Source organism: Streptomyces sp. NPDC002265, assembly GCF_040296125.1.
In the GTDB taxonomy this organism is placed as follows: domain Bacteria; phylum Actinomycetota; class Actinomycetes; order Streptomycetales; family Streptomycetaceae; genus Streptomyces.
Genome location: NZ_JBEOWS010000001.1, coordinates 71,482 through 84,001, shown reverse-complemented (window position 1 = coordinate 84,001; position 12,520 = coordinate 71,482). Strand labels below are relative to the sequence as shown.

At 73.6% G+C, this 12,520-nt stretch carries 8 protein-coding genes; 5 read left to right on the top strand and 3 right to left on the bottom strand.

What is annotated here, in order from left to right:
• Nucleotides 1-2 precede the first annotated feature (2 nt).
• Nucleotides 3-2,150: an elongation factor G gene (fusA, locus tag ABT085_RS00305; RefSeq protein WP_351599893.1), complete on the bottom strand. Its 2,148-nt coding sequence runs from the start codon at nucleotides 2,148-2,150 to the stop codon at nucleotides 3-5.
• Nucleotides 2,151-2,814: 664 nt separating this feature from the next.
• Complete coding sequence (locus ABT085_RS00300) at nucleotides 2,815-3,525, bottom strand: nucleotidyltransferase domain-containing protein (RefSeq protein ID WP_502982572.1); 711 nt, start codon at nucleotides 3,523-3,525, stop codon at nucleotides 2,815-2,817.
• A 306-nt stretch (nucleotides 3,526-3,831) separates the two neighbouring features.
• Here ABT085_RS00300 and ABT085_RS00295 point away from each other — a divergent pair, with 306 nt between their 5' ends.
• The 5 genes from ABT085_RS00295 to ABT085_RS00275 all read left to right on the top strand — a co-directional run bounded on the left by ABT085_RS00295 (nucleotide 3,832) and on the right by ABT085_RS00275 (nucleotide 11,407).
• On the top strand, nucleotides 3,832-4,647 hold the full coding sequence (locus tag ABT085_RS00295; RefSeq protein ID WP_351599889.1) for a hypothetical protein: 816 nt from the start codon (nucleotides 3,832-3,834) through the stop codon (nucleotides 4,645-4,647).
• A 454-nt stretch (nucleotides 4,648-5,101) separates the two neighbouring features.
• Nucleotides 5,102-6,337 (top strand): cation:proton antiporter, encoded by a 1,236-nt coding sequence (locus tag ABT085_RS00290; protein WP_351599887.1) that lies wholly within the window; start codon nucleotides 5,102-5,104, stop codon nucleotides 6,335-6,337.
• A gap of 417 nt (nucleotides 6,338-6,754) precedes the next feature.
• A complete protein-coding gene (locus ABT085_RS00285) occupies nucleotides 6,755-7,744 on the top strand; it encodes a hypothetical protein (protein ID WP_351599885.1) in 990 nt (329 codons plus the stop codon).
• Nucleotides 7,741-8,853: an ATP-binding protein gene (locus ABT085_RS00280; RefSeq protein ID WP_351599883.1), complete on the top strand. Its 1,113-nt coding sequence runs from the start codon at nucleotides 7,741-7,743 to the stop codon at nucleotides 8,851-8,853. The genes ABT085_RS00285 and ABT085_RS00280 overlap by 4 nt, the downstream gene beginning before the upstream one ends.
• Before the next feature lie 121 nt (nucleotides 8,854-8,974).
• Nucleotides 8,975-11,407: a hypothetical protein gene (locus ABT085_RS00275; protein ID WP_351599881.1), complete on the top strand. Its 2,433-nt coding sequence runs from the start codon at nucleotides 8,975-8,977 to the stop codon at nucleotides 11,405-11,407.
• Nucleotides 11,408-11,453: 46 nt separating this feature from the next.
• Here the strand turns inward: ABT085_RS00275 and ABT085_RS00270 are convergent, their stop codons facing one another.
• Nucleotides 11,454-12,464: a hypothetical protein gene (locus ABT085_RS00270; protein ID WP_351599879.1), complete on the bottom strand. Its 1,011-nt coding sequence runs from the start codon at nucleotides 12,462-12,464 to the stop codon at nucleotides 11,454-11,456.
• Nucleotides 12,465-12,520: the final 56 nt, after the last annotated feature.

Genomic DNA, 12,520 nt, shown 5'->3' with positions numbered 1-12,520 from the left:
TCCTACCGTGTCGATCCGGACACCGGCGCCGAGGCGGTCACCGGCGCCGAGGCCGGCACCGGCGCGTACCCGGTGGGCCTGGCCGTGAAGGTGCCGCGGCCCTGGGTCCGGCTGCGCAACCGGGTCGCGTAGCCGAACAGTTCGGCCAGCGGCACGGTGGCGCCGACGACCGCCGAACCGGCCCGTACGGCCGAGCCCGTGACCCGGCCGCGGCGCGCCGCCAGGTCGCCGAGCACGGAGCCGACCGCGTCCTCGGGCACGGTGACGGTGACCTCGGCCACCGGCTCCAGCAGGGCCATCGCGCAGGCGCGCAGGGCCTCGCGCAGCGCGAGCCGGCCTGCGGTGCGGAACGCCGTGTCGGAGGAGTCCTTCACATGCGTCGCCCCGTCGGTCAGCGTCACCCGCAGTCCGGTCACCGGATGCCCGCCGAGCGGACCGTCGGCGAGGGCGTCCCGGCACCCGGCCTCGACCGCGCGCACGTACTCCCGCGGCACCCGGCCGCCGACCACGGCCGAGCGGAACTCGAAGCCCCCGCCGCCGTCGCCGCCTCCCTCGCCGCCTCCGGCGGGCCCGGAACCGGTGGGGTCCACCGGGTCCATCGGTTCCACGTCGAGGACGACATGGGCGAACTGCCCTGCGCCGCCTTCCTGTTTGACATGGCGGAAGACCAGCCCGGAGACACCGCGGACGACGGTCTCGCGGTGGGCCACCCGCGGGCGGCCCACGTTGACGTCGAGGCCGTGGGTACGCCGGAGCGTCTCCACCGCCACCTCCAGGTGCAGTTCGCCCATGCCGGACAGCACGGTCTGCCCCGTCTCCGGGTCGGTGCGGACGACCAGCGACGGGTCCTCCTCGGCCAGCCGGCCGAGCGCGGCGGCCAGCCGGTCGGTGTCGACGCCCTTCCGGGCCTCGACCGCCACGGAGACGACCGGGTCGGCGACTCCCGGCGGTTCGAGCACGAGGGGTGCCTCGGGCGCGCACAGCGTCGAGCCCGCGCGGGCCGACTTCAGCCCGACCACGGCGACGATGTCACCCGCCACCGCCCGCTCCAGCGGGGTCCGGCGGTCCGCCTGCACCCGCAGGATGCGGCCGATGCGCTCGGTGCGCCGCGCGCCCGCGTCCATCACCGCGTCCCCCTTCCCGATCGTCCCCGAGTACACCCGCAGATACGTCAGCCGCCCCGTCGGGGTGGCGTTCACCTTGAACACCAGGGCCGCCAGCGGCGCCGCCGGATCGGCGGACCGCTCCTGGGGCACGCCGTCGTGGGTACCCCGTACGGCGGGTACGTCCAGCGGTGACGGCAGATAGGCCACGACGGCGTCGAGCAGCGGTTCGATACCGCGGTTGCGGTAGGCGGAGCCGCACAGCACGACCACGCCGTCGCCGCTGTGCGTCAGGTCGCGCAGCGCGGCGGCCAGCGTCCGCGCGGACAGCGCCGACCGGGCACAGAACTCGTCCAGCGCGCCGGGGTGCAGTTCGGCCACCGCTTCCTCCAGCGCCCGCCGACGCCGGTCCGCCTCCTCGCGCAGGTCCGCGGGCACCGGGCCCTCCTGAGCCGTGTCGTCTCCCTCGGCCCAGATCAGGGCCCGCATACGCAGCAGGTCCACGACGCCGGTGAAGCCGTCCTCCGTACCGATCGGCAGCTGCACGACGAGCGGAGCCGGGTGCAGCCGCGCCCGGATCGACGCGACGGCCGTGTCCAGGTCGGCGCCCGCCCGGTCCAGCTTGTTGACGAACGCGATCCTCGGTACGGCGTGCCGGTCGGCCTGCCGCCACACGGACTCGCTCTGCGGCTCCACTCCCGCGACGGCGTCGAACACCGCGACGGCGCCGTCGAGGACGCGCAGCGAACGCTCCACCTCGTCGGCGAAGTCGACGTGCCCGGGGGTGTCGATCAGGTTGATCCGGTGACCGTCCCAGGCGCAGCTGACGGCCGCGGCGAAGATGGTGATCCCCCGGTCGCGTTCCTGGGGGTCGAAGTCGGTGACGGTCGTGCCGTCATGGACCTCACCGCGCTTGTGGGTGCTGCCGGTCGCGTACAGCATCCGCTCGGTGAGGGTGGTCTTGCCCGCGTCCACATGGGCGAGGATGCCCAGGTTGCGGACGGCGGCGAGCGGGTCGGTGAGGTGAGGGTTGAGGTGGGTACGCACGGCCCATGGCCTTTCGGGGCGACGGTGGAAAGGGCGGCGCGATGGCCGGACGGGGACGTCGGTGTGCCTGCGATCCGGCCGCTCGGCTCGGCGAGCCGACTGGCTGGCCGGCTCGGCGAACTGGCCGCCCGGCACAGCCTCTGGCTCGGCGGACCGGCAGGCTCGGCGAACCGGCAGGCTCGGCGAACCGGCAGGCTCGGCGAACCGGCTGGCTCGGCGAATTTGCAGGCCAGGCAGAAGGGCAGGCTCAGCACACTGGCCGGCTCGGCGGACCGGCAGGCTCGGCTGAGCCTGTGGGCTCCGCGGGTCAGGCCGACGGGCAGGGTTCTTGAGGACGTCGAATCGTCACGGCATCCGGTGCCGGCCGCGCAGCGGGCACCGGGCGGCCGGAGACACGAGGATCACCTCGTACCGGGAACGGGAAGCGACGACAGCGATGCGGACACGCACGGCCGGGCTCCCCTCACTCGTCACGACGACGCGCCGCCGTACCGTCGGCCGGCGCGTGATGTGGTGAGTCTAGGGAGAGCCACGGCGTCGGGGCACGCTATTTTTCGCGGGGCCGATCTCCGCGCGGCCGACGGGACTTGCCCTCTGCCCCCAGGCGTCGGCCCGCCGCCTTCGGGGAGGGGCCCGCCACCCCCGGGGAACGGGCCCGCTGCCCTCAAGGCGACTCGGCGCCCGTTGTCCGGGGCGCGTTCGCCCAGAACTGCGCACGCACGCGTCGCAGCCAGGCGTCGGCCGCCGTCTCGTCCGGACGCTCCGGCAGTACGCTGCGTGTCTCCTCGAAGGCCTCCTCGAACCGGCGCAGCAGGGGCAGCGCGGCCTCGGGGTCGGCCGCGACCTGCTCGCCGAAGCGGTGGTAGCCCTCCGGGTCGTCGACCCTGATGGTCAGCCGGCCCGTCGCATAGAGCTCGTACCCCTGCGTGCAGAGCCGCTTGAGGTGGCGGGCGTGCTTGGCGGTGCGTCTGCGGACCTCGGCGGAGAGCGGCCCCGCGCTGCGGTTCTGGAGCTTCCTGAACTGCTGGGTCGCGTAGCCGAGATAGGCGGCGCGGATCCTCGGCGCGCTCAGGAACGACAGCCGGATGCCGATGAGTTCGTCGCCCAGGGGGGTGCGGACCTCGTACAACTCGTCCGGCAGCCAGACGATTTCCATCACCGTCGGGTTGCCGCCCAGCGCCAGCCGGCACCACTTCGCGGCCTCGTGCAGGGTACGGTCCGGGGCCGTGCTGACGTGGGACTCCTTCGGTCCGTGCAGGCCGTGCAGTTCCTCGGTGGGCGCCGCGAACATACCGAGCCGGTCCACGTCGGAGCCCGCGCGGGCGAGGCCGTACGCCGTCGAGCCGACGACGCCGGACAGCAGGATGTTGGTCATGGTCACAGGGGCCCCCGATGGTGGTCGTCTCACCGGCGCGGGCCGGTGCGTGCGGCCACGGGCGCCGTCCGCCGACCGCCCCGGTACGGGGTGGCGGCGGGACAGCCATGATGCCCGGCCGCGGCCGCTGTCACCTCGCATTTTCCGTGGCCGGGCGGCGGCCCTGCGGCGTGGGGTGCGGGCCGGGCCGCGTTCACCCTTTCGGCTCCGTGCGCTGGTCGGGCGCCGGAGCCGGTGGTGCCGTGGGAGGGAAAAGGGAGCACCAGCACCTCGGGGATACGTCCTCGTCCTCAGGAGGCATCCGTGATGACCCCTCGCCCGTCCCGACCCGCCCGTGTCCTCGCCTCGGCCCTGGCGGCGGGCACGCTGCTGACCACGGCCGCCTGCTCGGACGGTGAATCGGGCGGCTCGGGCGCCACGACGTCGGCTGCGGCGACCGGGACGACCTCGCCCAGCCCGTCGGCCACGACCGCCGCCGTCACCCAGGACCAGGCACAGGCCGCGCTGATCACCGCGGCCGATGTGGAGGACGCCTGGACCCCGGCGCAGGACCCCAAATCCTGGCACGACACCCTGCTGACCGGCACGGTCGACGCCTCCCAGTTCGTCACCGACAAGTCGGCCGCCGCCGACTGTCAGCGCCTGCTCGACGGGCTCTACCGCGAGGACCTCCTGGGCAAGCCGGCCGGGGCCTCGGCGCTCGTCGGGTTCACCCAGAACAACTCACGGCTGCTCCAGCAGACCGCGGCCTACAACAAGGACGACCTCGACAAGTCGCTGAGCTGGCTGGCGGGTCTGGCCGACAAATGCGCCCAGTTCACCGTGAAGGGCTCCGGCGGCGACAGGACCGTACAGGTCGTGGAGGCGACCCTGCCGAAGGCGGGCGACACCCGGCAGGGTCTTACGGTGTCGGTGAAGGGCACCTCGAACGGCGCGCCCGTCACCCTGACCCTGGACGTCGCCGCGTCGCAGGTGGGCCCCAACGCGGTCACGGTCACCAACGGCGGCACGGAGGGCGTCAGTCACGACAGCACCGCGGACGCGATCACCTTCGGAACCCAGCATCTGCAGGACGTGCTGGCCGGCAAGACTCCCGCGCCCGCACCCAGCCAGATCGAGTGACGCCGCTTCCTCCCTCCGGGCTCTCCGGGAAACGTCCGGGTTCTGCTGGGAGGGAGCAGGATCTCCGGGGAGCGAGCGGGTTCTCCGGGGAGCGAGCGGGTTCTCCGGGGAGGCGCCCGGGATGTTTGGGGAGCGCCCGGGATCTCGTCGCGGGCGCGCGCAATCCGACCGGATACGCTCGCTTCCCGCCGCTCCGTGTTCGGTGATGCCCCGCGAAGGGCATCGTGCATACAAGGCGGTGCGGCGCCGGTGCCGTCCCGTGCGACCACGCGGGCCAGGGGGGATGTCAACTACCGTACGTGAGGCCGGTGTCGTGCTTCCGTGCGGTATCGCTGCCCCCTAGCATTCACCTGCCCCACGACGAGGTTCGCGCGGCGGCCGACGGTGACGTGCGCGCGGTGCGTCCTCGGCCGCGCCGACACCGTGCGGGCGCGGAACGGAGGGGGGACGAGCCATGGCGACATCGGGCCATGCCCGTTGGCGTCGGCGGCCGGAGTCGGTTCCCGTCGTCGCGGTGGGTGCGGCGGGCACGCTGGTGGCGGGCGTGGTGATCGGGCTCCTGGTGGACACCTCGGCCCTGGTCGACTCGGGTGGATACCTGTTCGGCGCAAGCCTGTTGCTGGCCGTCGGCCTGTACGGGAGCACGTACGTGATCGATCTCGACGCGCTGCGGGCCGACCTGACCGGGGTGCTGGCCGCCGTGACCGTGGGGGTGCTGCTGAAGGCGGCCCTGATCGCCGGGACGATGCTGCTGGTCTTCCACCGGCCGCAGGCGCTGGTGCTCGGCATCGCGGTGGCCCAGATCGACCCGCTGTCCGTCGCCGCGCTCGGCCGCAACGGACGGATGTCGCCGCGGGCCCGGTCCTTATTGACGGCGTGGGCGTCCTTCGACGATCCGATGACCGTGCTGCTGACCCTCTACCTCGCGGGATACGCGTACACGGCGGCGGGACACACGGGTGCGCCCGAGGTGTCGGGCGACGGCGGGGGCGGCTATCTGACCGGACTCGGTCTCAACGCCGCGCTGCTGGCCGGGGTGTTGTTGCTGTGGTGGGCCGGGCGCCGGGTGACGTCCGTGGTGCGCGGTGCCGGGTCGCTGAGGTGGGCCGGGGCGGCCGCGACGGTCGTGCTCGTGGTGGCGATGCTGGTGCTCGCGGCCGCGCAGCAGCTGATGCTCGCGGTGGCACTGGCCGGGCTGGTGGTCCGGTCCGCCGTCCTGACGAAGGGGCTGGAGCGTGCGGTGGGCGGCGCGTTCCTCGCCGCGTTCCTTGCGCTCGGGCTGCTGCTGGCCCACGGGGTGGCGTGGTGGCCGGGATTCGTCCTGGGCGCGGCGGCCTTCGGGGCGCAGGCGGTGGTGGCGCTCGGGGTGATGCCCCTGTTCGTACGGGATCTGGAGCGCCGCGACCGGATCGCGCTCGGTCTCGGACAGCAGAACGGCATCACGGCCGTGCTGATCGCGTTGACGCTGGAGCGTGACTTCCCCGGTACGGCGGCCACGGTGGGTCCCGCCGTCATCACGGTGAACGTGCTGCACGGCGTCTCGCAGGCGCTGCTGGCCCGTTCGGCCCGCACCCGACGGCCTGTCGTCGACCGGGAACTCCCGGTGGCCCATGCACGTCACTTCGTGCACGAGCGGAAGGCGCTCGACAAGAAGCTCGACGACAAGCTCGACAAGAAGTCGGTGGCGTAGCCGCGCGGCGGACGAGCCGGCAGCCGGACGGATCGGCAGACGGACCGGCAGACCGATCAGCGGACGGACCGACGGGCGGGAGACGCGGGCAGGGAGCGCGGACGGGCAGCGCGGACGGCCCACGGCCGGGGAGGAGTCGTACGGAGGCGGCGGGAGCGAGAGCGGCAAGGGTGGCAGGAGCGGCCGAGGCGGCGACCTCGGCGGGCCGGACAGGACCGGCGCGACCGCCGGGACCGGCGGGATCAGCAGGGCATACGGAACACCGGTGCTGCCGGACGACGGAGCGACCGGGACGGGGAGAGGCGTATGAGGCAGGGGACGGGACACGGCCGACGGGGGGCACCGAGGGCTGGCCGTCCGCCCGGTGTCCGCCCGGCGGAACGGGCCACCGCTCCCCCGCGCGGCCCGCGGTCCCCCGTGCGCGGAGCTCACCGGTTCACGGCCTACGCGGCAGCGGTGCACGGCGCGGCGGTCTGCGGTACGGCACTGCTGCTGGCGGCCGGCGCCGCTCCGGCGTCCGCCGCGCCGTCGGCGTCCGACGAGCGGGACGTGCAGTTGGTGTACTGCCTGTCGGACGCGCATCGCGACGACCTCGTCGCGGCCGCCGTGGCGCTGGGGCTGCTGGTGCCCGGCAGCGCGGCCGGACAGGACTCGGTTCAGCCCGTACGGCCGGTGGGGTCCGCGGGGCCGTCGAGTGCCCCGGGCGCCGCGGGAGCGTCGACGTCACCGGGCGCCTCGGGGCCGACGGCATCGGCGAGCGCCGTGGGGTCCGGTGGGCACATGACGCTGCGGCAGTGGGCCGGGCGGCGTACGGACGACTTCACGCGGGCCTGTTCCGCGCTGATGACGGCCGCCGCGGCGGACTCCGGCGGCCCGGCCGCGCAGGGATCCGGTGCCGAGGACGGCTGGTTCGAGACGTTCCTGAAGGGGCTGCCCGCGCTGGCGGCGGGTGCGCTGCTCACCCTGGGTGGTCAGCTCTCCGAGCGGGTCTCGTCCGAACGGCGCCTGTCGAGGCAGCGGTTGCGGACCGACGAGGCGGCGTTCCGGGGTGCGGCGCGCACGTATCTGGCCGCCTACGGGAGCGACCCGGAGGCGGATCACACCGCCGTACGGTCGACGCGTGAGGCGCTGGCCGGGACGCTGTTCCAGATACCGGGGCCGGCGGCACGGCGGCGGGCCGCCGCGCTGGCCGTCGAGCGGCTGCCGCTGGCCGGACCGCTGCCCGCCTCACGCGAGGGCGTGGTGCTTGGCTCGGAGGGCCGGGCCCGTGAGGCGCGCGAGGCGGGAGAGGCCGTGGATCTCGTGCTGCGCACGGTGTCGGACCTCGACCGTGGCACCGTGCACTGGGCCCTGCGCACCGTGCTCGAGTGGCGGTCCGGCCGTACGGCGCCGGGAGCGGCCGTATGACCGGGCCGGTGCAGAACGACCCCCACGGCGTCCAGGACAACCCGTACGGCGTCTACGTGCCGGGCAGCAGGGACAGTCTGCCGTGGCTGCCTCCCCCGCTGCTCGACGACCATCCGCTGGTGCCCTGGGTGGAGGCGAGCCACGCCGGTCAGTGGGTGGACGTCGATCACGCCCTGGACCAGGTGAAGCAGTTCGAGCAGTGCCTGAGAAGGCTGCCGGAGATGATCCTTCCGAGGGTGGACACGGGCCATCTGGTCGTGGTCACGGGACCGGTCGGCATGGGCAAGACCACGCTGATCCACCGGTGTGTGCATCTGGCCCACCAGTACCTGGACCACTTCAGGCAGCAGCCCCGGGCGGGCGCCGGCCGAGCGGGAGTCATCCAGCCGCCGACGCCCTTCGTGGTGATGACCGGCGGTTACGACAATCGCGCGAACGGCATCAGCACGGACGCGCGGGGACAGTTCGCGTCGACGCAGGACATCAACACCGCCCTGCGCAACAAGATCGTCGACGAGCTGGGCGACCATTTCCCCGAGAAGTCGCTGCAACGGGTGCGGGACGAACCAGAGGTCCACGAGGCGTTCCGGCTGCTCAGCAGACTGCTCGCGCAGCAGGACGCGCTGCTGCTGGTCCTGGTGCCGCACATGGACTGGCGGGACGACATGGGTTCCGTGCGCACGGACTTCCTGAGGACCTGTCTGAAACATGCGCGGAGCAGAATCGTACTGTTCGTCGAGGTGTGCCACCACGATCCCGACCGGGCGCACGAGGTGGTCGACGAGATCTGGCCCAACAGCGCGCTCACCCATCTGAAACTCGGCAGCCTCACCTCGGAGGACACCGTGAAGTTCAGTCAGGCCGCCCGCGGGGAGCATCCCGATCCCGACGCGCCGGTCCACTCCGGGGCATGGCTCACGTCCGACGTACGGCAGTTGCGCAAGCGGTACTTCAGCATCGCCGAGGAGCGCAGACGCACGGGCGGCGAGGTCCGGGTCACCGCGGCCGACCTCGGCGCCCCCGTCCTCGACGTGACGGCCATGGCCCGCCATCCGTCGGCCGCCGCCGGTCCGGTCCCCAGGCAGCCCCCTCCCCCGCCGGGCACCTGAACCCCGGTCCGGCGGCCGCCCGGCCCCGTACCCACCCGATCCTCCGCGGCACCCACCCGCGGTGATCCCCGCACCCGCCCGCCGCTCGGAAGCCGAAACCGGATACACGAGGAGTGCCATCGTGGCCCCAGACCGCGGAGACATCTGGCACGAGAACCCCTTCCCGCTGATCCCGGTCGTGCGCCTCGGTCCGGCGTCCGACCTGGGGGACGCCTCGGTCCGAGGGGCCGACTCGGGCAACGCGCACATCACAACCCCGCTGGTGCAGGACCTCCGGGCCCTGGTCGACGACTACTTCGCGCCGCCCGCCGCCCCCGGCCGGCGGGGCCGGGCCATCGCCCTGGTGGGCGGGTACGGTCTCGGCAAGAGCCATGCGCTGCGGCGTACGTACCAGACGGTGCGCGAGCGGCACTCCGAGGCGGCGATGTGGATCGTGGACGAGCCGGCGCAGGACATGGGGCGCCTCTACCGAGACCGGCTGCGCGGTCCCGGTGACTCGGTGCAGGGCCGGCAGGCCTTCGAGGAGCTGGTGCGGGACTACTACGCCTATGTGACGGCGGGCTGGGTGGGCGCGCAGGAGGGCGATCCGCGCCGGGACACCCTCCAGGAGATCGCGACCGGGCTGCGGGAACGCGCGCTCGACCCGGACAAGGTGGTGGCGGCACTGCGCTACGACCCCGAGGTGATCCACGCCGGTCTGCGGGGCACGCTCGGCGAGGTCACGGAGCACCGCAGGTTCGCGACCGCGCTGGCGCTGCTGCTGGAGCCGCCGTTCAAGCGGATGGTGTGGAGCTGGCTCGGCGGCGAGGAACCGGCCGAGCCGCTGCGCGAGCGGGGCATCACGGAGGCGATCGGCCCGTCCGGCGGCGGGGCGGGCAACCCGGCCGGGATCGATCGGGTGTTCGACGCGCTGGCGGTGCAGGGCTTCCTGCACGGCCGGGTCGGCTCCGCCTACGTGCTGCTGCTCGACTCCCTGGAGAAGGTCCTGGACTGGCCGGAGGAGAACCGGCGCACCTTCATGGACGCCTTCGAGCGGCTCGTCAACATCTACACGAGCCATGGCGGTCTGCTCGTGTTCTGCACCTCGCCGGAGGGACTGCGGGCGCTGCGGGCCGGCATGCACGAGCGGGTGGTGCAGCTGTGGCCGACGGGGCTGAGCGACGAGCACACCCGGGAACTGGTCGCCAAGTACCTCGCGGAGAGCGGTCAGGGCGCCGGGACGGAGGCGGTGCCGGAGGCGCCGGACACGGGGCCGTTCGAGGAGGAGGCGCTGCGGCTGCTGCACGAGCTGACCGAGGGCGTGCCGCGCGAGGTGCTCAAGGTGTGCCGGCTGGCCTGGCAGCTCAGCGAGGAGCCCATGGAGCCCGCCGACTCCTATGAATCCGCTGAGCCCGCGGAAGCCGGGGCGGAGGACTCGTCCGGGTCGCTCCCGGGTTCCGGCACCGGCACTGGCACCGGCACCGGCACCGGCACCGGGGACCACGGTGGCCCGGACGGCGGCCGGAGGCTGGTGGTGCGCCGGGTGACCGGGGCCACGATGCTGACGGCGGTACGGCAACTGCACGAGCGGGTGTCCTACCGCAAGGTCCTCGACGACGTGCATGACGCGCTGGACCTCGGGCAGTGGCGGATCGCCTCGCGTGATCCGGTACCGGCCCGGCTGTCGCGTTCGCCGGGCGGCCGGGACGAGGTGGTGCACTGGCTGTCGCCCGCCCCCAACGCCTATCTCGCGGTGATCCACACCCGTTCCGTGCTGCTCGCCGACGACGCCGAACGCATCGCGGCCCATGTGCACGGGCTGCGCAGCGCGGTGCGCCCGGGACGGTTCGAGGCGCTGCTGGTGGTCAACGGGCTGGTGTCGCAGGCGATGCAGGACCGGCTCGGGCGGTCGATCGGCTCCCGGCCGCTGGTGTACCGGCAGGGCGGGTTCGCGCAGACCGTGCACGAGGCGCTGCTGCAACTGGAACGCCGTCTGGTCGAGGAGCAGCGCGAGGGCGACCTCGCCGAGCTGGGCGAGCGGATGCGGCGCGATCTGGAGCAGCAACAGGCGGCCCAGCTCGAGGAGTTGCGCCGCGCGGTCGCGACGCTGGCACTGGAGACCGTGCCGAGGGGGACCGTCCCGGCGACCGCGGGGCCCGTCGGCGAACTCGGGCCGGAGGCGGCCGAGTTGCCGGTTCCGGTACGACGCAGGTTCCGGGACGCGCTGGCGATGCTGGAGACGGTGACGCGGCGGGTGGCGGGCCGGGCGGTGAACCGGCGTGTCGCGGCGACACCCGCCGATCTCAGCGTCCTGGGCTGCGCCACCCTGGTGCGGGAACTGACCGAGGACTTCCGGGGCTCGGTCACCGCCTGGGCGCGCGGTGTCCAGCCGGGCGCGCCGACCGAGCTCCAGCTGAGCGAACTGCGCCGGATCTGCCGGGAGTACGAGTGCGCCGTCGAGGTGCTGCCCGTACATCTGCTGGGCGGCGCCGAGCCACAGCATCCACTGACACCCGCGCGAGCCGTGGAGGTCCTCGCCGAGGAGGTCTGGGGCTCCCTCAGCGCGGTGCCTTGAACCGGGCGGGGAGCGGGCCGCACCGCACCGGCGGCCCGGGGGTCCGTCACCGTGGTGGCGGGACGATGCCGCCGACCGCGCGTGCCAGTGCCGCCAGGCCGCGTTCGGCGTGGTCGACCTGGCGTTGGTCGAGGGTGACGCCCAGGAGGAACGCGCCCACCGAGGTCCAGTGCACGTACACGGCGCCCTCCTGTACGTCGAGGACGAGCCGGTCCACCGGGGCGTGGCCGTGTACGGGCGGGGCGACCAGGGCGAGCGCGTCGGTGAGCCGCACGAGATGGCCGCGCAGGCTGCGGGAGAGGTCCCGGTAGGCGGTGCGCCGGGTGCGGACGCTGACGTCGATGAACCGCGGCCCGAGCTCATGGGCGTCGAACACGTCGCCGACGCAGACCAGTGCCCAGTCGCGGTAGTAGCCCGCGTACTGGAGGTCGGTGGTGTTCACATGCGTGTGCCACAGGCTGCGCAGCCGCTCCTCGTACCCGACGTCGGGTTCGGCGGCCGTACCGAAGTCGACGTGCGGGCCGTCCGGTTCGGCCGCGCCGTGCCGGTGCGCCTTGGCTTCGACGTCGCCGCCGGGCAACTCGTCCGGCAGCGAGTGCACTTCGGTACGGATCCGGGTGACGAGGCGGTTCATGGCGGCGTCCACGGCCGGGACACCGTCGGGCAGGTCCGTCGCCGCGGCCAGGAACTCACCGGGACGGGCTCGCCCGCCCCACAGGCCGCCGCGCGTGTTGGCGACGACCGTGCGCATCAACTCGCCGGTTCCCAGCGGTCGCAGGACGGTGCCGAGATCCTGGGCGCACAGCAGCAGTCTGCTGCCGGGCAGCGCCTCGCTCTCGTCCTCGTCGCCCAGCTCGGTGACCAGGCTGCTGAGCGGGGCGCGCGGGACGCGGAAGACGGTGAAGTCGAGGATGCCGTTGCTGTAGTGGGACAGGGAACGGATCTGGGGAGTCCGCGCGACCTCCTCCTCGCACAGGGCGGTGATCCGGCCGTGACGCTTGTCGGCCCAGTGGGACTCCTTCAGGGTGTCGGTGCGTCGGTGTGCGGGAGCTGCCACGGGTGCTCGCCTTTCGGTGGGTGAGTGCGGGCTGCTTGCGGCCGGCCGGTACCGGT

What these genes read in the sequence shown, in the direction of transcription:
- ABT085_RS00290 (WP_351599887.1), top strand. Translation starts at nt 5,102, where the DNA reads ATGGCGACATCGGGCCATGCCCGTTGGCGTCGGCGGCCGGAGTCGGTT.
- ABT085_RS00295 (WP_351599889.1), top strand. Translation starts at nt 3,832, where the DNA reads ATGACCCCTCGCCCGTCCCGACCCGCCCGTGTCCTCGCCTCGGCCCTG.
- ABT085_RS00300 (WP_502982572.1), bottom strand. Translation starts at nt 3,525, where the DNA reads ATGACCAACATCCTGCTGTCCGGCGTCGTCGGCTCGACGGCGTACGGC.
- ABT085_RS00280 (WP_351599883.1), top strand. Translation starts at nt 7,741, where the DNA reads ATGACCGGGCCGGTGCAGAACGACCCCCACGGCGTCCAGGACAACCCG.